The sequence below is a fragment of the Mesorhizobium sp. 131-2-1 genome (genome assembly GCF_016756535.1).
Lineage (GTDB): Bacteria > Pseudomonadota > Alphaproteobacteria > Rhizobiales > Rhizobiaceae > Mesorhizobium.
The window spans coordinates 4,630,232-4,654,336 of record NZ_AP023247.1 but is presented as its reverse complement, the minus strand read 5'-3'; the positions used below and the strand labels follow the sequence as shown (position 1 = coordinate 4,654,336).

Genomic DNA, 24,105 nt, shown 5'->3' with positions numbered 1-24,105 from the left:
CTGCGGGGGTAGGGCGCCTAGCCGCTACCCCGCCTGGAGCCACTTGCGCGACTGGGCGAAGGCCTTGAAGGTCTTGGCGTCCATCGGAGTGCCGAAGGCGTAGCCCTGCAGGATGTCGCAACCCAATTCCTTGAGGATGCGCGCGTGATCCATCGTTTCGACGCCTTCGGCCACCACTTCAATCCCGAGCGACTTGCCGATCTCGATGATTGACGACACCAGCCGCCGCTGCGCCGTTGAGCCGGTGATCGGCGTGATCAGCTGGCGGTCGATCTTCAGCCGGCGCGGCTGCAGCTTGAGCAGGCTGACGATCGAGGCGTAGCCGGTGCCGAAATCGTCGATCTCGATGTCGATGCCGAGTTCCTTGATCTGCTCGATATTCCAGGAAACGAAGTCGTCGTTCTCGTCGAGGAAGATCGACTCCACCAGCTCGAACGACACGGTCCCTTGCTTGATGGCGAGCTTGCGCAAACCCTTGATCAGGTCCCGGTCCTCAAGACGCCTGGCCGAGACGTTGACCGAAACGCGCGGAATGTTGAGATGCGACCAGCGCTCGAAATTCTCCAGCGCCTGCTTGAGGGTGGTGCGGTCGATCAGCGCCACGACGTTGAGCTCTTCGGCCACCTTGAGATAGGCGGCAGGCGCGAGGATGCCGCGGCGCGGATGCTTCCAGCGAGACAACGCTTCGACGCCGACGATCTCGAGCGTCCTGGCGTCGAACTGCGGCTGGTAGTAAGCGATGAATTCGTTCCGCTCCAGCCCGCCCAGGATTTCATCGGCGATCTGCTTGGTCCGGACGATCTCGCTCTGCAGCTCCTCGTTGAAGAACTCGTAGCGATTGCGGCCATGGCTCTTCGCCCGGTACAGCGCGAGATCGGCATTGACGAGCAATTGCCTGGCGTCGACGCCATCATTGGCGGCAATGCCGATGCTGACGCCGAACCGGCACTGGTGGCCCTGGTAGTTCACCGGCTGGCGCATCTCCTCGATGATGCGGCTGGCGAGTTCTGCAAGCTTGTCGTTGCCATCCGCATGGCTCACCACCACGAACTCGTCGCCGCCGATGCGCGCGACAAAGTCGGCAGGCTCTGCGTTGGCCTTGATGACCTTCGAGGCATGCATCAGCATGGCATCGCCCGCTGCGTGGCCGAGCGTGTCATTGATCTGCTTGAAGCGGTCGAGGTCGAGATGCAGCAGCGCCGTGCGCCGGCCGGCTTCACCGCTTTCGGCCAGCATCTCATCGAGATAGCGGCGATTGGGCAGGCCGGTCAGCGAATCGTGCAGCGCCACATGCTCGATGCGGGCACTGGCGGCCTCTAGCTCGGCGTTCTTCGATTCCGACAGCTGCCGCTCACGCACGAGGTTCTCGTTGAGCAGCACGTCGCTGGTCACGTCCCATTCGGCGCCGATCATCTTCGGCGTGCCGCCGGTGTCCTGGAAGAACGTCGCGCGCGTGCGGACATGGCGGATCGTGCCGTCATGGTGGACGAGGCGGTACTGCGAGGAGTAGAGGCCCTTTGTCGCCGCGGCCTGGTCGAAATCCTGCCGCGCACGCTCGATATCGTCGGGGTGGATCGTCCCTGCCCAGTCATCGTAGCCACGCGGCTTGCCGTCGGCGGGCAGGCCGTAGATCTCGTTGACGCGCTCGTCCCACACCAGTTCGTTGCTGGCGAGATCATGCTCCCACACGCCGATGCCTGAAGCCTCCAGCGCCAGCTCCAGCCGCCCGGACAGACGTCTCAACTCGGCATAGTTCTTCTGCCTTTCGCCGAACAGCCGTCCGGCCACCAGGATCGGCAGCACCACCAGCACGCCGGCGAGCGCCATGAGTGCCTGCAAGGTCAGCTCATTCTTCGGCGCCGCTGGCCAACCGCCCTTGGGAATGGCCGAAATCCGCCACGAGCCCGAGGGCAGCGCCACCTCGGCCGTCACCGGGTTGCCGGCGATGACATTGCCGCCGCCGAAGAAGCGTTCGCCGCCGTCGCCCAGTGCATCCTTGCCGGTCAGCGCGACATCGATGTCGATGCCGGGATCGGTGAGGCCGCTCGCCGCGTAGAGCCGGTCGACATCGACCACAGCCGAGACGATGCCCCAGAAGCGGTCGCCGCCGCCCGCCGTCGGCACGAAGACCGGGATGCGGCCTATGAAGCCGCGCCCGCCTTGCGCCAGGTCGACCGGGCCGGCGAACACCAGTTCATGCCGGTCGCGCGCCCGAAGCGCAGCCGCGCGTTGCGCTTCGTTCTTGCGGTAGTCGAGCCCGATCGCCTTCTCGTTGCCTTTCATCGGGTACATCAGCGAGATGACGAGGTCCGGCGCGCCAGCGATGTTGCGCAACTGCGACTTCTGCTCGAACAGATTGCCGGCAAGCAAGGCAAATCTCTGCTGGCCCAAATAGGGCTCGGTGACGATGGCCGACACCAGGCCTTGCGTGAGCTGGAGATTGCCGTTTATGTTGCCCTCGAGCTTGGCGCGGATAATGTTGACCTTGGCCAGGACATCGGCGCGCACCAGTTGATCGGAGACTTTTCTGTTCTGCTGGTCGGCAAAAATGGCGCAGATCAGAAGCACGACAAAGGCTATCGCCGCCGGCACGTTGGCGGTGGAAAAAACGGCCTGCCTGATGCGGCCGACGCTGGAATCCGTTTTGGCCAATTCGACCCGAATGCCCTTCCTGGACAATAGTCAGTCGGTCGAACCTAGTAGAAAGTGCTTAAATTTAGACTTCCAGGCTGGCCAGAAGTTTCAGCATCGGGCCGATTGCCGCGGGGATGGAAGCGCCAGGGCAGGCGCCTCTCAGCGCCTACTTTCCCGCCATCTGGTCTGCAAGCTGCTGCGCCTGGGCAAGCAGCGCCGGGAACGCCGCGTCGCCCGGCAGGCGCTCGCCCATGCAGGCGCGGTAGTCGGCGTCGCCTTTTTCCCAGGCGACATTGGCCGCATCGTAGGATTTTTCGTCCTTGAGTTCCGAAGCCTGGTAGGCCTCCTGGAATTTCTGGGCGGCGGCGTCGGCCGCGGTCCAAAGCGCATCGCAGGCCGCGATCTTCGGAACGGCGGGCGCAGCGGCTGCCTCGGCGATCAGGACGCGATCGCCCTTGACCAGCGTGACGATGACCTGCTGGTCGTAGATCGGCCCGACGTCCTGAGTCCAGCCGCCGAGCCGCGCGATCGCCATGTCGGCGCCTCCAGGCTTCTTCAGTGCAAAGTCGAGCGTCTTCACGAAGGCTGCGTCGGCGCCGATGGCCTGGGTGTAGAAGGCGTCGAGCTTCAGCGCCTCGTCGATGCCGGCGGGCAGCTTGAGGTTTTCGTCGGTCTCGTCGGCCCTGGACTGCAGCCAGCGTTCGGCAAGCCCGCGCGTGGTCGCGACAAGGCTCGGGCCGTCGTCGCTCGTAGCGTATCTCAGCCCGTCGAGCATGCCGAATCCGATGTCGGAGTCGCTCAGGCTTTGGAGATTGATCGTGCCGGTTGCCGGAAAACCCTCAACCGCCAGCGGGCCGAGAAGGGCGGAAAGACGCTTTTCGAGATCGGCCAGCGCCTTCGCGCCGACCGCATCGAGCGTTTCGACGGGAGCGTTCGCGCTTTGCTGCGCGGCGATGTCGGCAATCGCCTTGTCACGCGCGGCGATATAGTCGTCCTCCGGTGAGGCAGCGAGTGCCGCGCTGCCCGCAAGCACGAAGAGAAGCGTCCAGACCAATCGCATGATTTAGCCCCCAGATTAGCGATCAATAGCCCCGGCAGCCTTCGCCCGAATTGGCGGCTTTTGCGTGGCGGAAATCAACGCAGAGCCGAATCTTTACCCGGCCTTGCGCTTCTCCACCTCGGCCTTGCGCAGCAGGAACCTTTGGATCTTGCCGCTCGGCGTTTTCGGCAGTTCGGCCACGAACTCGACCTCGCGTGGATAGGAATGCGCCGAGAGCCGTTTCTTGACATGCTGGGCCAACTCCTCGGCGAGCGCCTCGCTCCCCTGATAGGCTGAGGCCAGCACCACGAAAGCCTTGACGATCTCGGTGCGTTGCGGGTCGGGCACGCCGACGACCGCCGCCTCGTTGACCGCCGGATGCTCGATCAGCGCGCTTTCGACGTCGAACGGGCCAATGCGGTATCCGGCCGAGGTAATGACGTCGTCTGCCCGGCCGATGAAGGAGACCGAGCCGTCCGGCTCGTATTCCACCGTGTCGCCGGTGCGGTAGTAGCCGCCCGAGATCGCCGGCGTCTCGGCCTGGTGATAGCCGTCGAACCAGCGCAGCGGCGATCTTGCGATGTCGACCGCGAGGATGCCTGGCTGATTGGGGCCGAGCTCGTTGCCCGCCTCATCCAGCACCACCATCCGGTATCCGGGCATGGCAAAGCCGGCCGAGCCCGCGCGCACGCTGTGCGCCAGGCCATGATGGTTGTTGACCATCATGCCGTTCTCGGTCTGACCGTAATGGTCGTGGATGGGGGCGGCGAGGTTGGCGTCGAACCAGCGGATCACTTCCGGGTTGAGCGGCTCGCCGGCGCTGCTCACGACACGGAGCCTGCCCTTGACGCGGGCTGCGGCCTCAGCGCCTTCCGCCATCAACAGGCGATAGGCGGTCGGCGAGCCGGCGAGGCTGGTGACGCCGAGCCGCTCGATGATGTCGTAGGTGCTTTTGGCGTTGAAGGCGCCTTCGTAGAAAGTGGTGGCGATGCCGAGCTGCAGCGGGCCGGTTATGGCGTAGTAGAGCCCATAGGCCCAGCCCGGGTCGGCGATGTTCCAGAACACATCGTCGGCCCGCAGCCCGATCGCGTCGCGCATGTAGGCGCCGAAGGCGAGCAGCGCCCTCAGCGGCACCGGCACGCCCTTCGGGTGTCCCGTCGTCCCGGAGGTCGACATCATCATGAACAGGTCGTCGCCCGTGCGCATCACCGGTTCACACTCGGGCGAGGCGGAGGCCAGCGCGGCGCGGAAATCGATATCGCCGGCGGGCAGGGCATCGCCGGCCCCGAGGATGGTCGCGACGCGTGGGTGGTTCTCCACTTCGTCGAGCTTGCCGCGGTTTGCCAGATTGGTCACCACCAGCTTTGCCTTGCTGTAGCTCAGGCGGTGCTCGATCGCTTTCGGGCCGAAGGCGGTGAACAGCGGCTGGTAGACCGCGCCGATGCGCCATGCGCCGAGGATCAACGCCACCAGCTCGGGGATGCGTGGCAGCATGCCGGCCACCACATCGCCCGGGCGAACGCCAAGCTCCTTAAGCATATTGCCGGCGCGGCCGGACATGTCGGCGAGATCGTCAAAGCTGAATTCACGCAGCTCGCCGCCGGCGGAGATGGCGCGCAGCGCAAGACGGTTTTGCCCCGTGTAGCGGCCGCAGCATTCGACATAGGCATTGATGCCGGTCGCCGGATCGCCGTGCAGTTTGGCGATCTCGTCCTCGATGTGGAAATGCGCGACGGCGTCGTCGTAGCGCGGCAGCCCGGCTGGCGTCCTGGTCATGGCAATCCTCCCTCGGCGGCCATCATCTGCCCATGATCCGCCGACGGATGGGAGATTGCCCGAAAAGGCGGCTCCGGTCGATTGCGGCTAGGGCAGGCGCAATCCTTGCGCCTCCATGTGCCGCTTCCAGCGGCTACGCAGCTCTGCAGGCCGGCAGCCGATGCGCTCGTCGAGAAAGGCGGCGGCGCTGATGCGGTCGGTGCGGAAATGGCGGAAATCCCGGCGCAGCTCGCACCAGGCGGCGAGCAGCCGCACCGTTTCGGCATAGCCGATCATCGTCGGCCAGATGACGCGTTCGCTGTCCTCGTCGCGCTTGTTGCGGTAGCGGATGCGGATCTTGTGGCCCGTGCGGATCGATGCGCGAACCCGCGCGACATCCAGCCCGTCGGGCAGGCTCGCCCGGCTGAGCGGCGCCCCGACGCTGGGTTGGCTGACGAACGGGCGAAGGCGCTCGGGCACAACGGTGGCAATCTTGGCGATCAGGTCGCGCGCCGCACCCGCCAGCACCGCATCGCCCTTGTCGGCCACCCATTGCGCGCCGAGCACAGCCGCCTCCAGCTCGTCCGGGGTCAACATCAGCGGCGGCATGTCGTAGTCGCGGTCCAGCACGTAGCCGAGGCCGGCCTCACCGCGGATCGGCACGCGCTGGCCGATGAGGTCGGCGATGTCGCGATAGACCGAACGGCGCGAGGTCTCGAGCTCCTCGGCGATCCGGCTGGCGGTGATCGGGTGGGTCGAGCGTCGCAGGATCTGGATGAGCTGGAACAGTCTGTCGGCGCGGCGCAAGGCAAGTCTCCTGTTGCCACTATGCTGGCAACAGCCCTGGTCCACAAGGCGGACACGGCGCCTCGACGGGCGCTTCCGCCGACGGAGAACACTCCGCGGCCCGCCGACGGAGAAGACTCCACGGCCAAACGACGGAGTAGACTGAAAATGAATTTCGTTTCGATCCGCATCATCACCGCCGATGTCAGGCGGCTGGTCGCCTTCTATGAGGAGATGACCGGCACCCGGCTGACGCTTTACACCGAGGATTTCGCCGAGCTGATCACCGCGGCCGGCACGCTCGCCATCGGCAGCACGCGTACCCTGCAGCTCTTCGGCGGCGATCATGTCGCGCAGCCTGCCGCCAACCGCACGGCGATCATCGAGTTCCGCGTCGCCGATGTCGATGCGGAGTACCGACGGCTCGCCGATCGCATCGCCGGCTCACTGGTGCAGGCGCCGACCACGATGCCCTGGGGCAACCGTTCGCTGCTGTTCCGGGACCCCGACGGCAATCTCGTCAATTTCTTCACGCCGGTCACACGAGAGGCAATCAAGAAGTTCGAGCGCTAGGTCAGAAGCGCCTGCCCCTCTGTCCTTCGGCGGGACAGAGGGGCGCCGCGCTACGGTCTTACGCGACTTTGTAGACAACGCTCACCCGACCGCCCGGCAACTGCTCCACCTTGGCAAGTTCCAGCTCCCGCCGTTGCGCGGTCCTGGCAAACAGCACCTTTCCCTCGCCGGCGATCAGCGGGTAGAGCACGAAGCGGAATTCGTCGACCAGGCCGGCCTCGCTCAGGCTGTCGACGATGGTCGAGCCGCCCATAAGGTAGATGTCCTTGCCGGGTTGGCGTTTCAGCGCAGCGACATCGTTGGCCGAACGCAGGAACTTCGTCGTCGGCCAGCTGGCCGAAGTGACCGTGTTCGACAGCACATAGTGCGGCGTCTTGGCCGCGAAGCGCGCCCAGGGCAGTTCTTCGCGCGCCGCCGGCTTGCCGGTCATCGGCAGCGGCTGGTCCGGCGCGTTCTGGATCGCGGTCCAGTACTGCTCGTAGCCCGGATACATACGGCCGCCCAGGATGCAGGCATCGACCTGATCCATCAGCCCGTAGTCCTCCGACCAGGCATGGACCCAGTCGGCGATACCGGACGGCCCCTCCGCCTTGCCGTCGATGGAAATCTTCATGGCGGCGATCAATTTACGCATAGCTTTCTCCATGGCGCTCAAGGCGCAGTTGTGCGGCCCGCGGGCCGGCGGTTGAAAATTTCGGGAATGTTCGGGGTTTGCCGCTGCAACGGGCAGCGGTCGTTATGCGGGCTATCGCCCGCTTGTCGGTCGTCGTTCAGTCAAGTCTCGAAGTGCCTGTTTATCGTCTCCTTTCCTGGTTCGCGTTCTCTCGCTTCAAGCCGGCAGGCGCTCGTCGTAATCCTTCCTCAGCCGCAGCCAGCCATCCCAGAACGGCTCGGGCCGCTCGCCGCGCAGCCTGGCGGCGAGGATGTCGAGATGGATATGCCAGCCGGGTGCGATGTTGAGCAGCATCGAGCGCTCGCCCAGGCGGCGGTGGATGACGGTGAGCAGCACGTCCGTGCCTTGCGGCTTGAGTTCGAAGGTGACGCCGCCGGTGCTGCCCCAGGTGATGGCGAGCTTGCGCGGCTGATCGATCTCTACGATTTCGCCCGGCATGCGATGCTCGTCGGGAAAGCCGGGTGGACGCTCGCCCGGCGGATCCGTGAGCTCGCTGTTGCGCCAGACCAGCTCGAAGGCGGCGCCTGCGGTGTTGCCCATCGGGCCCGAGGCCAGCCACTGGCGGCGCAATTCCGGGTCGATGATGTAGCCCCATATGCGCTCGGCCGGACCCGGCAGCAGCCGCTCGATCATCAAGGTGGCTGGCTCGATGAGTGTGCCATAGGAACCGTTGCGGTCGGTCATGTCTGGTCTCCCTTCTTCTCGTTCGCGGCCTTGCGGCCATCGTCCTCGCGCAGCAACCGTTCCAGTATGTCGAGCCGCCCTGTCCAGAAGCGCGAGTAAGCTCCGAGCCACTCATAGGCGCTGGCCAGCGGCCCGGCTTCGAGGTGGCAAGTATGCGTACGCCCCGTCACTTCGCGGCGGATCAGCCCGGCGTTCTCCAGCACCTTGATGTGCTTGGACGCCGCCGCCAGCGACATTGCGAACGGCTCGGCCAGTTGGCTTACTGTGCGCCCGCCGCCAGCGAGTTCCCGCAGCATCTGCCGACGGGTCGCATCGCCTAGGGCGTGGAAGATCTGGTCCATCTCGTCTGTAAGTAATTCAACCATGTGGTTGAATATGGAGGAGGCAAAAATGATTGTCAACCGTTTGGTTGAATTTTTTGGAGGAGTGGGAGTCTTCAGTTGGCTGGCGCTCTGCGCCGCCCCGCTCTGTGCTGCCGAACATCTCCCCGCGACATGGAGACCAGCACTTCGCTCCGGCTTCCCGCCCACGATGTCGCCCGGACGAAAGCCGTGTTCCTCAAGCCGATTGCCATCGGAGCGAAGGCTTGGCCTCGCCTGCGCCGGCCTGTACCATTGGCGGGTGAATGCAGGGAGGGGAGGCGCCAGCATGCGGCCTGATTGGAATCTCTGTCATTTGAGGATTTTGGCCGTCATCGCCATCCTGGCGTTTTGGCCCCCTGCTGCGGCGTCGGCCGACCCCATCACGCCCGAGCGCATCACAGCCGCCCTGCCGAAGCTCGAAGCGCTAGCCGAAGCCACCGTCGCGGACGGTGGCGTGCCCGGTCTCGCCATCGCGGTCGTGCATGACGACGAGGTGGTCTTCCTCAAAGGCTTCGGCCATCGCGAGGCCGGCAAACCGGAGGCCGTCGACGCCGACACGGTGTTCCAGATCGCTTCGCTTTCCAAGCCGGTCTCCGCCACTGTCGTGGCGGCGCTGGTCAGCGACGGCATCGTGTCCTGGAATTCGAAGATCGCCGACCTCGATCCGGCTTTCCGGCTCGCCGAAGCCTATCCGACCAGCGAACTCACCATCCGCGACCTGTTCTCGCACCGAAGCGGGCTTCCGGGCACCGCCGGCGACGACCTCGAGGACATTGGTTACGATCGCGCCGAGATCCTGCACCGCCTGCGCTTCGTTCCGGCTTCGTCGAGCTTTCGCGCCGGCTATTCCTACAGCAATTTCGGACTGACCGAGGGTGCCGTCGCTGCCGCCAAGCCGACAGGCAGGCCGTGGGAAGAGGTCGCCGAGGAAAAGCTCTACCGACCGCTCGGCATGGCCTCGACCAGCTCGCGTCATGCGGATTTCCTCAAGCACGCCGATCGCGCGGCACTCCACGTCAGGGTCGATGGCGCCTGGGCGGCGAAGATCAAGCGCGATCCGGACGCGCAAGCGCCCGCCGGCGGCGTCAGTTCCACCGCACGCGATCTGTCGCAATGGCTGCGCCTCGTGCTGGGCGACGGGGTCTATGCCGGCAAGACGCTGATTGCCGCCGACGCGCTGGGCCAGACGCATGTGCCGCTGATGACGCGGGCAGGAACCCGGTCTCCGGCGGCGAATCCTTCTACGGCCTCGGCTGGAACGTCGAATTCGGCCGGCACGGCTTGAGCTGGGGCCATGCCGGCGCCTTCAGCGTCGGCGCACGGACCCTGGTGACGATCTTCCCGAAGGAAAAGCTTGGCATCGTCATCCTAGCCAACGCCTTCCCGACAGGTGTGCCGGAGGGGCTGTCCGACAGTTTCGCCGATCTCGTCTTCGACGGTTCGGTCGAGAAGGACTGGATCAAGGCGTGGGACGGCATCTACGGCGGGATGTTCGGTCCGGTGGTCGAGGCGGCCAAGGCCACCTATGCCGCGCCGCCGTCTCCGGCAAGGCCGGCCGAGCCAGCCAGTGGCTATACCGGCCGCTACACCAACGACTTTATCGGCGATGCGGTCGTGGCGAGCGCGGGAGACGGCCTCGTCCTCAAGGTCGGCCCGGGGGGTGCCCGGTCCTATTCCCTGACGCATTTCGACGGCGATTTGTTCCTGACCTTCCCCGATGCCGAGACGCCGGACAGGCCGACGGGCGTCAGCTTTGCCGTCGGCGCCGACGGCAAGGCGTCGGCAATGACCATCGGGTTTCTCGACGACAATCATCTCGGCACGCTGCGGCGTGTCGCCGACTAGAATGGCTGAGAAGGTCATTCTCGTCGGTTGTAGCCCGTCCGTTCAGGTCCGCTCACGAAGCAATCCCGGACATTTGATTTGGCCGTTGGGGATGCAGATCGCAGCGATAGCAAGCACCTTTGCGCTTGCCCTGAAGGCATTCTATCTTGGAGGATAGTGGCGGCTCGTGGGCACAGCATGTCGGTACTGCCTTTCCTGAGAATTTACGCGCCGCTCAACGCGGTACTGGCTGCGCCAGGGCTCCTGGCGGTGGCTGCGCTCACGACACCGAACATTTCGGGACGAAGCAGACTGGCTCTGCTTGCCCTGCTCGCCGTCATTTGGGGCGCCTATCTTGTGCAGATGGCCGCGACGCTGCTCAAGCGCCGGGCGGGAGACCTTCACGACAGGACGCCGGCAATCGCCATCGATGTGCTCGCGGTCCTGGCTCCACTCGCCGCATTTCTGCTCGTCGGCACGCCCGACTGGAGCCTCTACTGTGCCGTCTGGCTGCTGAAACCGCTGCGCGACTCGACCTTCTTCCCGGTGCTGGGCAGGGTGCTGGCTAACGAGGCGCGCAACCTGATCGGCGTCACCACGCTCTTCGGCGTCGTTCTGTTCGGCGTCGCGCTCGCGGGCTATGTTATCGAGCGCGACATCCAACCGGAAAAGTTCGGCAGCATCCCCCAGGCAATGTGGTGGGCGGTGGTCACGCTGTCCACCACCGGCTATGGCGACGAAATTCCGCAAAGCTTCGCTGGCCGCGTCCTTGCCGGGGCGGTCATGATGAGCGGCATTGGCATCTTCGCGCTCTGGGCCGGCATTCTTGCCACCGGCTTCTCTCAGGAAGTTCGCCGCGGGGAATTCGTCCGTAATTGGCAATTGGTCGCCGGCGTGCCGTTGTTTCAGAAGCTCGGCCCGGCCGTGCTGGTCGAGATCGTGCGCGCGTTAAGACCTCGCACGGTGCCGGCGGGCGCCGTGATCTGCCGCAAAGGCGAGCCCGGTGATCAGATGTTCTTCGTCGTGGAGGGGCGCGTCACCGTCGCGACGCCGAACCCGGTCGAGCTTGGCCCTGGCGCCTTCTTCGGCGAGATGGCGCTGATCAGCGGCGAACCGCGTATGGCGACCGTCAGCGCCGCAACGGCGGTCTCACTCCTGTCGCTGCACGCGGTGGATTTCCAGATGCTGTGCAGCAGCAGCCCGGAGATCGCCGAAATCATCCGCAAGACAGCGCTCGAGCGGCGCAGCGCGGCGCCGACGGCTTGACCGTACCAGGTGTGCAGTTCCGAACTGCAATGGTGTTTCATCCATCCTGAGTCGTCAGGAGTAGGATGCGCCGGCAAGGTTGCCCAATTTCCTGCCGATGTCGATCCGGGCTGCGACGCGCAGTATTGGCCTCAACGTGGGAGAAGCATCGAGACCTTGACACGGGGTGCGAAAAAGCAGCGCAAATACGGCTGATTGGTTATGACGTAGGTATTCTCGCAGATATGGAATTGGCCGTCCGGGGATTCCTGTACGCGGTCCCGTGGGATGGTGAAACCATGCGGCAGGTAAGTGTAGCCGCCGTCAATTCTGGCCCGCACCGAAGACGGAGGGATGGCGCGGCAATCATGACCACCGCAACACTTGAATTTCGTCAGCGGGTCAATCTTGTCCTCGTACCAATCATGGGCGTTCGCGCCTGTTGCGGCGGCGATACATATTGCTGTGAGGATGAACCTTCGCATGGCATTCGTCAGGCGCTGCCCATTCGAGCGTCCATCTATATTAGCGTTCCACCAAGAACACCATTGGTCTCCGAATGACCAACGCTCCAACAGGCGAGGATCGCAGCTGAAAGGCCGCAATGAGTCGAACCCGACCGTTGAGAGTAATTGGGCTTTGACACCCACAACGCCGGGCTTCATCCGCTCATTCTCAACCCGCTCTGCGCCCGGTTTTGCCGCCGCGAATAGAGCTTTGCTCGCGGGCCACCACCAGGATCATACCGTCGATGGGCTAATCGCCATTGTTGAGCTGAGCTCATAGGTCTCTTCAGATTAATCACCCTAATCTCGGGACCGAGCATAGGCTACATAGGCAGCCGAGGGCTTCACGCGGTCTTCGGGAAGGGAATGCATCCATGGTGGAGAGATTTGGGCTTTGACTGGCGACGGGGCTGATCCTGGCGGAGTCCGATTGCTGTTCATCCTTGCCGTCTTGCTCGGCTTCGCATCTATCTCGACCGATCTCTTCCTGCCCGCCTTGCCAACCATGCGAGCAGCCCTTGGAGCGAGCGAGGGCACGCTGCAATTCGCGATCTCCGGCTACCTTCTCGGCTTCGGCTTCGGTCAGCTTTTCTGGGGACCGGTCAGTGACCGCTTTGGTCGGCGGGGGCCAGTGGCACTTGGCATCGTCGTCTTCACCATCGGCTCGGCCGGCTGCGCACTGTCGACCGATGGCTGGCAACTGATCGGCTGGCGGGTCGTGCAGGCTCTGGGTGCAAGCGCCGGCGTCGCCTTGGCCCGCGCCATGGTGCGCGACCTTTACGAGCGGGACCGGGCCGCCAAGGTCCTATCGACCCTGATGACGGTCATGGCGGTCGCACCCCTTTTGGGACCGAGCGTTGGAGCGCAGATCCTGGCAGCCGCATCATGGCAGGCCATCTTCTGGACCCTCGTCGCGATCGGAGGCATCACAGTGATCGCGATATTGACGGTTCCCGAGACACTGCCCCCCGAGAAGCGGCATGCCGACAGCGCCTGGCAAGCCATCGTCGGCTACAGCTCGGTACTTCGCAATCGCGTGCTGCTTGGATACGCGGCAGCCGTCGGCTTCTTCTATGTCGGCGTCTTTGCCAACATTGCCGGGGGTGCCTTCGCCTACATCAGCTATCACGGCCTAAGCCCTCAGCTATATGGTCTGGTGTTCTCGTCGGGCGTGCTGGGCCTCATGGCGACCAACTTCCTTAATTCGCGCTTGGTCACCCGCTTTGGCAGCGACCGCATGTTGCTGGCGGGGGCATTGGGCGCGGGCGTGTTCGGCATTGCCCTAGCGCTGGTGACCATCACTGGCTTCGGTGGCGTTGCCGGCCTCATCGTCACGCAATTCCTGTTCACCGCGATGAACGGTCTTATCCTCGCCAATGCCGTCGCCGGTGCGCTCTCCAGCGTCAAGCAGCGCGCCGGCGCGGCCTCCGCGGTTGTTGGCGCCATCCAGTACGGCAGTGGAATGGTCGGCTCGGCCCTGGTCGGCCTGTTCGCCAACGGCACGCCGGCACCGATGGGCATCGTGATGGGTCTCGCAGGCGCGGGCTGCCTGGTGTGCGTCGTGCTTGCTCGGCGCGTCGCTCGCGAACGTCGTGGACCGGCTCAGTAGTCCAGGATTAGTCAGAGGTGTACCCACGCCAACGTACGCCCGCTCGCTCTCAGCTCACGGCGCCTGGCCGTAGTGGAGCAGCTTGAAGCAATCGCCGCTGCCCGACCTTGACTGTGTCAGCAGCGGTTTCGATCGCTCGATCCATTCCTGTTGCGACCTAGCATCGGCCTCGATCTCGTCGGCGGGTCGAAGGGTGACGAAGCTCTTGCCCTTGCTGAACAGCCAGCACGCGCGGCCGAGAAACAGCCTGCTGCGCTGGCGCAGCAGGTCGGCATCATAGAGGATGTCGAGAACCTCGTGCTTGATCTTCCGTTCCTTGTCGGGATTGGCGACAGCAAGCTCGATCGGCTCGTCGCCGATCGCCTCCTGCAGGTCCTTGTAGTCGAGGGCGAGCTGGGTGCTGGCATATTTGATCTCGCTCTCGTCCCGCACGATGTTGAACCACAGCGTCGGATCGAGCTCGTTGACAATGAACGTCGTTTCGAAATCACGCGACAGGTTCAATATGTCGAAGTCCCGGACATCGACGTCGCGTTCGACCAGCCGGATCTTGCCGACCTGCTTGCCAAGCTCGGCCCCCTCAGCGCTGATCGCAGCGTTCTTTCCGCCGAGTTCTGGACTGACATAGGCGCCGCCCTTATCCAACACGTCGTCGAACTCGCCAAGCGTTTCGATGACGGGGGCGCCGCGGGCAATGCGTGCCGCCAGCTTTGCCATGACCTGCTGCAGCTCCGTCTCGCGTTTGCGCTGGTCCTGGTAGTTCTGCTGGAAAAAGAAGATGAACAGCGAGACGCCGATGCCGATCAGAATCACGCCCAGTTGCGAAAAGATGTTGCGGTAATATTCCAGCAGCTTTTCACGATGGCGCACCTCGTCGCGCACGCTGTGCGCCACACGAAGATTGACGATCAGCGAAAGGATCAGCAGCCCGGCGCCAACCAGGATGAGCCCGCCGATGAGAAGGTAGCCATGGCCTGCGCTGAAATCCATTGGCCTGCCCCGAAGCCCAGCCTGCGCAGATTAGTACCTTTTTGCTCAAACACCTATGGTTCGGGGCAGGGGGCCTCGGCGTCGGCCTTCGCGCTGCTATGCCTGCTTGCGTTTGCCCGTTCGCTTTTTCGCCGGCGAACTGGCCGCGGGGCTGGCTGCCTCGATGGCTTGCATGGCAAGCCTGGCCTGCCTCAAGCGTTCGGTCTTTCGCTCGCGTTCGGCCACTTCCCCGTCGAGGATCTGGCGGGCCGCCCTGGTCGTGGCGTCCTGCTTGGTTTCGCCGGCTGTCGGCTTCGGCTTGAATATTCCTTCGGGTACCGGCTGGTGCCGCATCTGACGGTCTCCAATCCTGAAAAAGCAAAAAGGCCGGGCGAAACCCGGCCTCTCCAATGCGCCTCGATAGTCAGTGCCAGTACATCCGTGGTCAAGGACCAGAAGCGCAGTTCTCGTTACGCGGCCTGAAGGTTCTCGGCCGAGCTCTTGCCGTTGCGGTTGTCCTTCACGACGTCGAAGCTGACCTTCTGCCCCTCGACGAGGGACCGCATGCCGGCGCGCTCGACGGCCGAGATGTGCACGAAGACATCCGGCTGGCCGTTGCCCAGCTCGATGAAGCCAAAGCCCTTGGTCGCATTGAAGAATTTTACGGTACCAGTATTCATGACGATTTCCTTTCAATCAGTCACAGAAAAATTGCTCGCCGCACAGCCTGCGCGGCAAACGATTCAGATCGATTTTGAGAGGAAGGTCGCCAAGAGCGCAGATTGCGCCAGAACAAAGTTCAACAAGCAAGATCGATACTTTCAACATAGAGCCATATGGGTTTTCAGACAAGGCGCGATCCGAAAATAATTCTTTCGCCCTGAAAAACAGGCCAGGCCGGCTTGCGGATTTCCATCTGATGGACCGGATCAATCGATCAGCGGCTGCCTGGCTCGCGCGCGGCCTTCCGGGTTCACCCTTGGGCTCCAATGCTGTATCCAGCGGCGCAAGTTCAAGGAGCCTCCGATGAATTCAGACCTCGATATGCCGGACGCCGGCATTTCCGACGCCAGCACGGCCGATGAGCGCGCCGCCGATGCCGTCTGGCAGGACGATGTGCGCGCCGGCGTGCGCCATGTCCGCGACCTGAATTCGCTGCCGTTGTCGCCCGCTGAGCGCGCGGCGGCGCAGCAGGCGGCGGCGCACCACAAGGTGCGCGCCCCCAAACCCTATCTCGACCTGATCGACTGGAACGACCCGCACGATCCGATCCGGGCGCAGGTGATCCCGTCGCCGGCAGAGCTGGTGGCGACGGAAGGCGAGCTCGACGACCCGATCGGCGATCATGATTTCAGTCCCGTTCCGAGGCTGACGCACCGCCACGCCGACCGGGTGCTTTTGTTCCCGACCTATCAATGCGCGGTCTATTGCCGTTTCTGCTTCCGCAAGGAGTCGCTGACCTCGATCGGCCGCGGCTATACGCGCGAGGCGCTTGAGCCTGCCTTGGCCTACATCGCCGGCCATCGCGAAATCCGTGAGGTGATCCTGACCGGTGGCGACCCGCTCTCGCTGCCCGACAAGGCGCTCGGCGAAATCCGCGCCGGCGTCGAGGCGATCCCGCATGTGCGGCTGTTGCGCATCCACACCCGCGTTCCCGTAGCGCTGCCCTCGCGCGTCACCGCCGGACTGGTTAAGGCTCTCCAAGGCCGGCTGATGGTCACCGTCGTCACCCACTTCAACCACGCGCGGGAGATCACCGACGCTACCGAAGGTGCCTGCCGCACCTTGAGGCAGGCGGGCTTCGTGCTGCTCAACCAGAGCGTTCTCTTGAAGGGCGTCAACGATACGGTCGAGGCGCTGGAGGAGCTCTGCCGCGAGCTGATGTACCGGCTGGGCGTCAAACCCTACTACCTCCACCACGGCGACCTCGCGCGCGGCATGGCGCATCGCCGCACGACCATCGCCGAGGGCCAGGCGCTGGTGAGCGCGCTGCGCCAGCGGCTGTCGGGCATCTGCAATCCCACCTATGTCATCGACCTGCCCGAAGGCGGCGGCAAGGTGCCGCTGGCGTCGTGCGCGATCGAGGGGCGGGATGGCGAGACCTGGCGCATCCGCGGGCAGGACGGTGAGGTGAGGGCGTATAAGGAGGTGGTGGGCGCCCGTTGACGCTTGGGTTCCTCGCCCCTTGCACTCCCTCGGTTGGAACCAGCCTCACCGCCCCGCATTCTATGAGCGGGGGCTGAAGGAGGCGTGGCGTGAGAGCTTTGTTGGCAATTCTGGGTGGCTTCGTGCTGACCCTTGCGGTTTTCGCCAGCGGCTTGGCCTTCGCCACCTGGCTTCTGGCCGCCAAGCCGGCGGGCATGGTCGCCCCGAGCGCTGGCGTGGCCGAGCTCTGGACCAGGAATGCCGGGCCCGTGGGCGCGGCCAGCCAGGCCTTGGAGCGACTTCCCTCCCGTCCGGTTCCGATGGACCCCAAGCCCAGCAATGCCGCGAAGCCGGAGATCGGGCCCGAGGTGACCGCCTCGATCGAGCCGTCGGCGGGCGATGGGCAGGCCGAGGTGTTGGCCGCCGGCGAGGATAGCGCGCAGGCCGCGGAACTGCCGGCCGCCCATGTCGAATGGTGCGCGAGCCGCTACCGCTCTTATCGCCCGGACGACAACAGCTACAGGTCCTACAGCGGCGAGCAGCGCCCATGCATCTCGCCCTACATCGACGCCGGCGCCACCGAACAGGGCTACGTCAAGGTGCGGGACACCTCGATGGACGCCGCCGCGATGGATGGCTACGCCACGACGTATCAGGGCTGGTCGGGCGAGGACGTCTCGGCCGAGGGCGCATCGAGTGGGCCTTCCGCCGGCCATGTCGCCTCTTGCTTCAGCCGCTATCGCTCCTACCGGCCGGAAGACAACAGCTACCAGCCCTATGACGGCGGCCCGCGCCGGCAGTGCGAGTAGGGGGCGTTTTCCGGCCGGCCAGCCTTGGCCCCCCCTAATCCAACACCCGCCGGTCGATTTCCTCGACGCTTCTGGTGCCGGTCAGCGCCATGGTGACGGACAGCTCCTTGCGCAGGATCTCGATGGCTGTTGCGACGCCCGCTTCGCCGCCGGCGCCGAGCCCGTAGATATAGGCCCGCCCGACCAGGCAGCCACGGGCGCCCAGCGCCAGCGCGCGCATCACATCCTGGCCGGAGCGCACGCCGCCATCGAACAGCACCTCAGTTTCGGCGCCGACCGCCTCGACGATCCGCGGCAGTTTGGAGATCGTCGACGGCGCGCCGTCGAGCTGCCTTCCGCCATGGTTGGACACCACGATGGCGCTGGCGCCGGCTTTGCTGGCCATCCGCGCGTCGTCCGTGTCGAGAATGCCCTTGATGATGAGCTTGCCCGGCCAGATGCTCCGGATCCACTCGACATCGCTCCAGTTGAGCGTCGCGTCGAACTGGTGCGACACCCAGTCCGCCAGCTCCTTCACGCCTTGCTCGCCCTTCACGTGGCCGGCGAGGTTGCCGAAGGTCCAGCGTTTGGCGCTGAGCATGCGCCAGGCCCAGCCCGGCCTTGACGCCATGTCGAGGATATTTCTCAATTTCAGCGCCGGCGGCACCGCGAGCCCGTTCTTGACGTCGATATGGCGCTGGCCCAGCACCTGCAGGTCGACGGTGAGCACCAGCGCGCTGCAGCGGGCGGCAATGGCGCGCTCGACCAGCGAGCGCACGAAGCCGCGGTCCTTCATCACATAGAGCTGGAACCAGAACGGTTTTTCGACCGCCTCGGCGACGTCCTCGATCGAGCAGATCGACATCGTGCCCAGCGTATAGGGCACGCCGGCGGCCTGCGCGGCGCGACAGGCGAGGATCTCGCCATCGGCCCACTGCATGCCGCCAATGCCGATCGGCGCCAGCGCGATCGGCAGCGCGGCCTTCTCGCCGAGGATGATGGTCGCCGTATCGCGTTGCGCGACGTCGACCAGCACGCGCTGGCGGAAGCTGAGGCGCTCGAGATCGGCGCGATTGGCGCGCAAGGTCTGCTCGGAATAGGCGCCGGCCTCGACATAGTCGAAGAAGGCCTTTGGCACGCGGCGGCGGGCGGCCTGCCTGAGATCCTCGATGCAGGTCATGCCGGTCAGCAGCCGGGGCGCCACCGATGATGCGCCGACCTTGTCGGGCAACACCACGATCCCGGTGGGAACATCGAGTGCCGTGGGGACTACTCTTTCCATCGTCGCCTCCCATCCAACATTAGCCGTTGCTGATCATTGAATGCCGCGCCATGGTCGATGTAAACTCACTAGCGAGTATACAATCGAGCGGCGACAAACCCGTGCCCCGATCGTCCGACCAGACCAGGCCAGTGATATTGCAGGCGGCCTACAAGCTGTTTCGCCGCCGCGGCTTCTTCCGCGTCGGCATGGATGAGATCGCGACCGCCGCCGGCGTCACCAAGAAGACGCTCTACTACCATTTCGACAGCAAGGACGCGCTGCTGACGGCGGTGCTCGCCTCGCAGCACGAGCGCGCCTTCGCCGAGTTCCAGACCTACGGCATCGACCTCTCGGGCGGCGCCGAGCAGCTGATCGACAAGCTGTTCGCTGGGCTGGCCAGATGGTCGGCAAAACCGCGCTGGGCGGGATCGGGCTTCACCCGGTTGGCGATCGAGCTCGCAGACCTCTCCGGCCATCCCGCCCGCTCGATGGCGCGCGAGCACAAGGCGCTGATGGAACGGCATCTGGCGACCCTGCTGGCCGAGGCGCAAGTGCCGTCGCCGGCCGAGCGGGCGCGCGAGCTGTTCCTGCTGGTCGAGGGCGCCATGGTGATGATCCTCGTCCACGGCGACCGCAACTACTGCACCGCCGCGGCGGCGGCCGCGAAGCGGCTGATCAGCCTGGCTTCCTCGCCCCCGTGAAACGGGGGAGAGGTGGCCGTGAAGCGGCCGGAGAGGGGTCTCGTAGAGCGCAGACCCTTCTCCCAGGAGCACACCTGGCGCAGGCCCGCGCCACAATCCCCGCTCCGTCTCGGCTTCGCCGAGCCACCTCTCCCCCACTTTGTGGGGGCGAGGAACCTGGATCCTGCGAGCCTCACTCCCCGGAAATAATCTTCCCAGGATTCATCACATTGCCCGGATCGATCAGCCCCTTGATCGCCCTTGCCAGCGCCTGCTTGACCGGGTCGGCGTGGCGCTCGTAGGCGTCGCGCTTGTCGAGGCCGACGCCGTGCTCGGCCGAGAACGAGCCGCCGCTTGCCTGCAGGCCTTCATAGAGCACGTCCTCGATCGCCTCGTGCAGCGCGTGCGGGACCGGGCCGTCGGTGTTGATCGAGATGTGCAGGTTGCCGTCGGCGAGATGGCCGAACACGTAAGGCGCGTAGGAAGCGTCGATGCGCTTCAGCTCGGCCTCGATGCGCTGGACATAGGCATCGAGCCCGCCCGCCGGCACCGAGACGTCGAAGGAAGGCGGCAGATGGTGCATTCGCTCGATCATCTCGGTCTCCTCGCGCAGCCGCCAGATCGCCTCGGCCTGCGCGACCGAGGTGGCGACCAGCCCGTCGATGATGCCGGCTTCCTCCCAGATCGCCGCCAGCCCGTCCTCCAGCGCGTCCGATGCGGCCTCGACGCTGTCGGCGCCAAGCTCGAGCACGAGCAGGCAAGGGGCATCGAGCGGCAGCTGGCCGGGCGCGAAGCCGAGCATCCGGTTCATGGCGGCAGCGAAGCGCTGCCACAGGATCTCGGCGGCGTTGAGCCGGGTCGCGGTGGCGCCGAGGAAATGCCGCACGATGCGCTGCGCGCTTGCCGCATCCGGCACGCCGACCAGTGCTGTGGCGCTCGCCCCCGCCACTGGATCGAGCCGCAAGGCGACGCGGGTGACGATGCCGAGCGTGCCCTCGGCGCCGATGAACAGATGTTTTAGATCGTAGCCGGCGCTGGTCTTGAGCACACGGGTTAGGTCGGAAAAGACGCTGCCGTCGGGCAGCACCGCTTCGAGGCCGAGCACACGGTGGCGCATCGTGCCGTTGCGGAAAGCCTGGATGCCGCCGGCATTGGTGGAAACCATGCCGCCGATGGTGCACGAGCCGCGCGCGGCAAGGTCGATGCTCGGGTCGAGCCCGTGCACGGCCGCCGCCTCCTGCAGCATCGAGAGCGGCGTGCCGGCCCCGACGATCGCGACGCGGGCGAACGGGTCGATCTCTTCCACTCTGTTCAGGGCACCGAGGTCGCAGATGACCTGGCCGGCCACGGTCGCGGCGGCCCCTGTCAGCCCGGTGCGCCCGCCCTGAGCGACGAGGCTCAAACCCCGCGCCGCACAGAACTTCACCAGCGCCGCCACGCCCTCCGTGTCGGCTGGCCGCACCAGCGCCGATGCGCCGAAATTGCGCTGGTCGAAGCCCGGATCGCGGCTGGCGAGCTCGGCCTCGTCCCACACCACGGCGTTGGGGCAGGCGGCGCGCAATTCGGCGATGAGGGCGTTGTCGCTCACGCTGGTGGACTCCATTCAAGGTTGGGACTCCAACCTATAATGGCAGCGCAGCCTTGGAGTCACTCCCCGGGGCGGGGGCGTCGCCGAAGATTGGATTGTCGTTGGTGGCGGCCGAGGCGCTCGCGGCACGCGCCGGAGATTGGCGCGTCAAATCAGACGGTTGCGTTCCGCCAGTTCACGTTCCCGCCGCACCGTTCCGTCGGTGTCGGCGACCTTGCGCCTTGCTGCTTCGTCCTTCCTGATCGTGAGCCGCGCGGACAAGACGTTTGACTTGACGATCGGTATGATCGCGATCGGGGGCGCGTCCGGGGTTTTCATGTTTCTCAATCCGTAGTCCTTTCAGGTGAAAAGCTGGCAGGGGAGTGGCTAGCAGCTACCGCAACCGCCTCGACAAAGTCATTTCTGCATGACCCAGGCCAACAGCGCTGAATCGCAATCGAAGTTGCCGGTATAATTTCGAATTAGCTGCGCGGCGCATGCGTCCCACTGGTCTTCGGGGATCTGACCTTCAATGACCGATGTCCTGAAGGCGTCGCGCAGTATGTTGCAGTCGAAGGTCGAAATGGCATCGGCCGGAAGATCGCTTTCCATGATGCAACTCCCATCAAAGGGCACGATGGACGCTCTTGAGCGCCGGTGCCCATGCTATGACCGGCGAGCGCAGGACTGTATGCCCGGATGAGACGCTGGCGGTCATTTCCCGCGGACGTTTGGCGGCGGCACCGATCAGGGTCTCCTGTCGGCCTCTTCCCGCCTCTTGGCATCCTGCGCGTTCAGTTTGACCACCGTCTTTTCAGCACGGTGCGTCCTGATGCCGACCATGAGCTTCTGCTCAAATTCGGCGGGCTGGCCCGTGAAGATGTCGAAAACTGTCCAGCTGTTCCGACCTTCCATCCGAAGCGCGTAGCGGTTTGCCATGTTCGCCTCCTTCTCGGTTGCGCCTGCATGGCAGCTTCTTCCTGGCGTCCAAACCTTTCTTATAGACGCCTTGGCATGGGATAGATAGGAGCGCAGAAATTAATTGTCGGGTTTGCAAAAATATCTGGCCGAAATATTTCTAAGCTCGAAAATATTAGAGCGGATAAGGCGAATTTCTGCCTGTTTTTCGGGCATGAAATTCAGATATTTTATTTAACCAATAAAAATAAAATGCCGCCGCCTCCTTGTTCGCGGCGCAATTGGGGCGCATATATTAAATTCGTTGATTTGGTCGAGGTGGCCTTTCGTATAGCGAAGCCTCGCCATCCGCCTCCGAATTTTCGATAGCGAATGCATCGCGCCGCTCCGGCGCGGCATTTCGTTTCGTTCGAACCCTGAAATGATGCCGGCGTTGACCACGGATGTACTGGCAGCACCGGACGTCGTTTCGGCGGTTCGGCTGGAATTGAAGCGGAAGGCGCATGCGCGCGTTTCCGCGGAAAGCCGCAAATGACCACTCGCACCACGCCATCAGTCGTTCGCTTCAACTCGGCGTTTGTGCTGCCGGGCTTCGATGCGCCGCAGCCACCCGGAGAATACCGCGTCGATCTCGACGAGGAGTCCCTCGAAGGGCCCTCCCGCACCGCATGGCGCCGCGTGGCCACTTTCATTCACCTGCCGGCGATCTCCACGAAGGGGTCGACGCAGCAAATGGTGCCGATCGAAGCAGCCTCGCTCGAGGCGGCGCTCGTCGAGGACCGGAGACAATCATGACAACCCTCATGCAACGCAATGCACGCCCGATCCAGCACGGAGCCGCGGCGCATCTTTTCGACGTCGGGCAGGCCGTGCGGCTGAAGGGCGGCCTTGGCGCGGGTCCAAGGGTCGGGGAGATCTACCGCGTCACCCGCGTGCTCCCGCCGAAGGGAAACTCGCCGCAATACCGCATTCGCAGCGAAGGCGAACCGCATGAACGGGTGGCGACCGAGGACAGCCTCGAACCGGCCGGAACATTGCCGGGCGACGGCATAACGCTCATCGAAAGGACGTTTGGACATGGCCAAGGGACAGAAGCGATCGAACCGCGAGATCAGGAAGCCGAAACAGGAAAAGGTGCCGGTCATGCCTGAGAGCCTGTTCGGCAGCCAGGTCAAGGGCGCTGCCAGTGTCGTCGCCCGCGGCAAGGGCAAGGGCTGACGGGAGAGCGGGGCGCCGACGACGATGAAGATCGTGATCGAATTCTACCGCACCCGCGCCGCCGACGACGCGCACGCCCTCATCGGCCGCGAGTCGGCGCTGGCGGCAGGCCTCGACGACGCGATCGAGATCGCGCGGATTCTGGCACGGACGCTGAACATGCCGCAATGGCCGGATGCCGTCGCCATCGCCGACGCCGACGGCGCAATGATCTACTCCGGCGTCATCGCCGCGCAGGCGGACAAGGACGAAAGGTCGACATCATGAACGGCAACAAGAACAGAACCGATAGCGCACGCAATGCCGAGGCACTTCGGGTCTGGGAGAACGAGGGTGGCGCGCTGGCCCGCGACTTCCGGGATCATCAGTATGGCCGCCGCGTCGAAGCCGATCGTTCCTGGACCGTCTATCACGTCTTCACCGGCATTCCGGCACATGTGGACGGCGCGTTCATGATCGGCCTGAACCGTTCGGACGCGACGCACGGCATGTTGTCCCTCAATCGTCGAAACAGCGAGCGCAGAAGGGAGCGGGCCGCGGCGCGGTCTTTGGCTCCTGGCGCTAGCCAGACACAAGCAGGCCAGTCATGACGCTCGCCTTTCCAAACCCCAGCCGCAGCTTCGATGAAACGCGCAACGCCGTCTGCTTCATCGGTCACGACGGCATGTCGAAGGTCCGCTTCTTCGTCGAGGCCGAGGCGCTGGCGCGATCCGGCGTCGCCCTGGGCGGCAAGGGAACTGCCGAGACGGCCTATCTTTCGGCCTTCGACGCCTTGCGGGCCTCAATCCTGGACGTTGCCAGCAAAGCCTATGCCCGCAAGCGCGGCGACTCCTACACTCTAACCGCTGCCGATTTCCGGTAACCGG

The 24,105-nt window shown here is 64.7% G+C and carries 26 protein-coding genes and 1 pseudogene; 12 read left to right on the top strand and 15 right to left on the bottom strand.

Going from position 1 to position 24,105, the window contains the following annotated elements; genetic code table 11:
* Nucleotides 1-24: 24 nt before the first annotated feature.
* The 4 genes from JG743_RS22745 to JG743_RS22730 all read right to left on the bottom strand — a co-directional run bounded on the left by JG743_RS22745 (nucleotide 25) and on the right by JG743_RS22730 (nucleotide 6,235).
* Nucleotides 25-2,622 carry a bifunctional diguanylate cyclase/phosphodiesterase gene (locus JG743_RS22745; protein ID WP_202302895.1) on the bottom strand — a complete coding sequence of 866 codons (2,598 nt, stop codon included), beginning with the start codon at nucleotides 2,620-2,622 and terminating at the stop codon, nucleotides 25-27.
* A gap of 178 nt (nucleotides 2,623-2,800) precedes the next feature.
* Nucleotides 2,801-3,694 carry a hypothetical protein gene (locus JG743_RS22740; protein ID WP_202292965.1) on the bottom strand — a complete coding sequence of 298 codons (894 nt, stop codon included), beginning with the start codon at nucleotides 3,692-3,694 and terminating at the stop codon, nucleotides 2,801-2,803.
* Nucleotides 3,695-3,787: 93 nt separating this feature from the next.
* The gene (locus JG743_RS22735) at nucleotides 3,788-5,449 is read right to left on the bottom strand and encodes an acyl-CoA synthetase (RefSeq protein WP_202292964.1); all 1,662 of its coding nucleotides are present in this window, start codon (nucleotides 5,447-5,449) and stop codon (nucleotides 3,788-3,790) included.
* An 87-nt stretch (nucleotides 5,450-5,536) separates the two neighbouring features.
* A complete protein-coding gene (locus JG743_RS22730) occupies nucleotides 5,537-6,235 on the bottom strand; it encodes a helix-turn-helix transcriptional regulator (protein ID WP_202292963.1) in 699 nt (232 codons plus the stop codon).
* 147 nt (nucleotides 6,236-6,382) lie between these two features.
* Between JG743_RS22730 and JG743_RS22725 the strand changes: the two genes are divergently transcribed.
* The gene (locus JG743_RS22725) at nucleotides 6,383-6,787 is read left to right on the top strand and encodes a VOC family protein (RefSeq protein WP_202292962.1); all 405 of its coding nucleotides are present in this window, start codon (nucleotides 6,383-6,385) and stop codon (nucleotides 6,785-6,787) included.
* Nucleotides 6,788-6,845: 58 nt separating this feature from the next.
* Here JG743_RS22725 and JG743_RS22720 read toward each other — a convergent pair whose 3' ends face one another.
* The 3 genes from JG743_RS22720 to JG743_RS22710 all read right to left on the bottom strand — a co-directional run bounded on the left by JG743_RS22720 (nucleotide 6,846) and on the right by JG743_RS22710 (nucleotide 8,509).
* Nucleotides 6,846-7,421: a dihydrofolate reductase family protein gene (locus JG743_RS22720; protein ID WP_202292961.1), complete on the bottom strand. Its 576-nt coding sequence runs from the start codon at nucleotides 7,419-7,421 to the stop codon at nucleotides 6,846-6,848.
* Between the two features lie 195 nt (nucleotides 7,422-7,616).
* Nucleotides 7,617-8,144 (bottom strand): SRPBCC family protein, encoded by a 528-nt coding sequence (locus JG743_RS22715; protein ID WP_202292960.1) that lies wholly within the window; start codon nucleotides 8,142-8,144, stop codon nucleotides 7,617-7,619.
* Nucleotides 8,141-8,509, bottom strand: coding sequence for an ArsR/SmtB family transcription factor (locus JG743_RS22710; RefSeq protein ID WP_202302893.1), 369 nt, complete (start codon nucleotides 8,507-8,509; stop codon nucleotides 8,141-8,143). The genes JG743_RS22715 and JG743_RS22710 overlap by 4 nt, the downstream gene beginning before the upstream one ends.
* A gap of 283 nt (nucleotides 8,510-8,792) precedes the next feature.
* On the opposite strand from JG743_RS22710, the pseudogene JG743_RS22705 reads away from it, so the two are divergent.
* The 3 genes and pseudogenes from JG743_RS22705 (at nucleotide 8,793) to JG743_RS22695 (ending at nucleotide 13,690) form a co-directional block, all read left to right on the top strand.
* Nucleotides 8,793-10,351, top strand: a pseudogene (locus tag JG743_RS22705) (serine hydrolase).
* 177 nt (nucleotides 10,352-10,528) lie between these two features.
* Complete coding sequence (locus JG743_RS22700) at nucleotides 10,529-11,596, top strand: cyclic nucleotide-gated potassium channel (RefSeq protein ID WP_202302891.1); 1,068 nt, start codon at nucleotides 10,529-10,531, stop codon at nucleotides 11,594-11,596.
* A 915-nt stretch (nucleotides 11,597-12,511) separates the two neighbouring features.
* Nucleotides 12,512-13,690, top strand: a complete 1,179-nt coding sequence (locus JG743_RS22695) for a multidrug effflux MFS transporter (protein ID WP_202292959.1) — start codon at nucleotides 12,512-12,514, stop codon at nucleotides 13,688-13,690.
* Nucleotides 13,691-13,744: 54 nt separating this feature from the next.
* On the opposite strand, the gene JG743_RS22690 is transcribed toward JG743_RS22695, so the two are convergent.
* From JG743_RS22690 to JG743_RS22680, 3 genes are all read right to left on the bottom strand, one after another.
* Nucleotides 13,745-14,680 carry a hypothetical protein gene (locus tag JG743_RS22690; RefSeq protein ID WP_202292958.1) on the bottom strand — a complete coding sequence of 312 codons (936 nt, stop codon included), beginning with the start codon at nucleotides 14,678-14,680 and terminating at the stop codon, nucleotides 13,745-13,747.
* 96 nt (nucleotides 14,681-14,776) lie between these two features.
* Nucleotides 14,777-15,013 (bottom strand): hypothetical protein, encoded by a 237-nt coding sequence (locus tag JG743_RS22685; RefSeq protein WP_202292957.1) that lies wholly within the window; start codon nucleotides 15,011-15,013, stop codon nucleotides 14,777-14,779.
* Between the two features lie 116 nt (nucleotides 15,014-15,129).
* Nucleotides 15,130-15,339 carry a cold-shock protein gene (locus JG743_RS22680; protein WP_202292956.1) on the bottom strand — a complete coding sequence of 70 codons (210 nt, stop codon included), beginning with the start codon at nucleotides 15,337-15,339 and terminating at the stop codon, nucleotides 15,130-15,132.
* A 346-nt stretch (nucleotides 15,340-15,685) separates the two neighbouring features.
* Here JG743_RS22680 and JG743_RS22675 point away from each other — a divergent pair, with 346 nt between their 5' ends.
* Nucleotides 15,686-16,825, top strand: a complete 1,140-nt coding sequence (locus JG743_RS22675) for a KamA family radical SAM protein (protein ID WP_446720871.1) — start codon at nucleotides 15,686-15,688, stop codon at nucleotides 16,823-16,825.
* Between the two features lie 101 nt (nucleotides 16,826-16,926).
* Nucleotides 16,927-17,613, top strand: coding sequence for a BA14K family protein (locus tag JG743_RS22670; RefSeq protein WP_244672881.1), 687 nt, complete (start codon nucleotides 16,927-16,929; stop codon nucleotides 17,611-17,613).
* Nucleotides 17,614-17,647: 34 nt separating this feature from the next.
* On the opposite strand, the gene JG743_RS22665 is transcribed toward JG743_RS22670, so the two are convergent.
* Entirely contained in the window at nucleotides 17,648-18,781 is a 1,134-nt protein-coding gene (locus tag JG743_RS22665; RefSeq protein WP_202302887.1) for an alpha-hydroxy acid oxidase, read from the bottom strand.
* Between the two features lie 194 nt (nucleotides 18,782-18,975).
* On the opposite strand from JG743_RS22665, the gene JG743_RS22660 reads away from it, so the two are divergent.
* Nucleotides 18,976-19,557, top strand: coding sequence for a TetR/AcrR family transcriptional regulator (locus tag JG743_RS22660; protein WP_202292954.1), 582 nt, complete (start codon nucleotides 18,976-18,978; stop codon nucleotides 19,555-19,557).
* A 172-nt stretch (nucleotides 19,558-19,729) separates the two neighbouring features.
* On the opposite strand, the gene JG743_RS22655 is transcribed toward JG743_RS22660, so the two are convergent.
* The 4 genes from JG743_RS22655 to JG743_RS22640 all read right to left on the bottom strand — a co-directional run bounded on the left by JG743_RS22655 (nucleotide 19,730) and on the right by JG743_RS22640 (nucleotide 22,042).
* Complete coding sequence (locus JG743_RS22655) at nucleotides 19,730-21,124, bottom strand: FAD-binding oxidoreductase (RefSeq protein WP_244672880.1); 1,395 nt, start codon at nucleotides 21,122-21,124, stop codon at nucleotides 19,730-19,732.
* A gap of 147 nt (nucleotides 21,125-21,271) precedes the next feature.
* A complete protein-coding gene (locus JG743_RS22650; RefSeq protein WP_244672879.1) occupies nucleotides 21,272-21,442 on the bottom strand; it encodes a hypothetical protein in 171 nt (56 codons plus the stop codon).
* A 78-nt stretch (nucleotides 21,443-21,520) separates the two neighbouring features.
* Entirely contained in the window at nucleotides 21,521-21,715 is a 195-nt protein-coding gene (locus tag JG743_RS22645; RefSeq protein ID WP_202292951.1) for a hypothetical protein, read from the bottom strand.
* A gap of 135 nt (nucleotides 21,716-21,850) precedes the next feature.
* Nucleotides 21,851-22,042, bottom strand: a complete 192-nt coding sequence (locus JG743_RS22640; protein WP_202292950.1) for a hypothetical protein — start codon at nucleotides 22,040-22,042, stop codon at nucleotides 21,851-21,853.
* A 510-nt stretch (nucleotides 22,043-22,552) separates the two neighbouring features.
* On the opposite strand from JG743_RS22640, the gene JG743_RS22635 reads away from it, so the two are divergent.
* The 5 genes from JG743_RS22635 (at nucleotide 22,553) to JG743_RS22615 (ending at nucleotide 24,101) form a co-directional block, all read left to right on the top strand.
* A complete protein-coding gene (locus tag JG743_RS22635; RefSeq protein WP_202292949.1) occupies nucleotides 22,553-22,816 on the top strand; it encodes a hypothetical protein in 264 nt (87 codons plus the stop codon).
* Nucleotides 22,813-23,172 (top strand): hypothetical protein, encoded by a 360-nt coding sequence (locus JG743_RS34220; RefSeq protein ID WP_244672878.1) that lies wholly within the window; start codon nucleotides 22,813-22,815, stop codon nucleotides 23,170-23,172. The genes JG743_RS22635 and JG743_RS34220 overlap by 4 nt, the downstream gene beginning before the upstream one ends.
* 91 nt (nucleotides 23,173-23,263) lie before the next feature.
* A complete protein-coding gene (locus tag JG743_RS22625) occupies nucleotides 23,264-23,506 on the top strand; it encodes a hypothetical protein (RefSeq protein ID WP_202292947.1) in 243 nt (80 codons plus the stop codon).
* A complete protein-coding gene (locus JG743_RS22620) occupies nucleotides 23,503-23,829 on the top strand; it encodes a hypothetical protein (protein ID WP_202292946.1) in 327 nt (108 codons plus the stop codon). The genes JG743_RS22625 and JG743_RS22620 overlap by 4 nt, the downstream gene beginning before the upstream one ends.
* Nucleotides 23,826-24,101 (top strand): DUF1488 domain-containing protein, encoded by a 276-nt coding sequence (locus JG743_RS22615; protein ID WP_202292945.1) that lies wholly within the window; start codon nucleotides 23,826-23,828, stop codon nucleotides 24,099-24,101. Before JG743_RS22620 ends, JG743_RS22615 begins: the two co-directional genes overlap by 4 nt.
* Nucleotides 24,102-24,105: the final 4 nt, after the last annotated feature.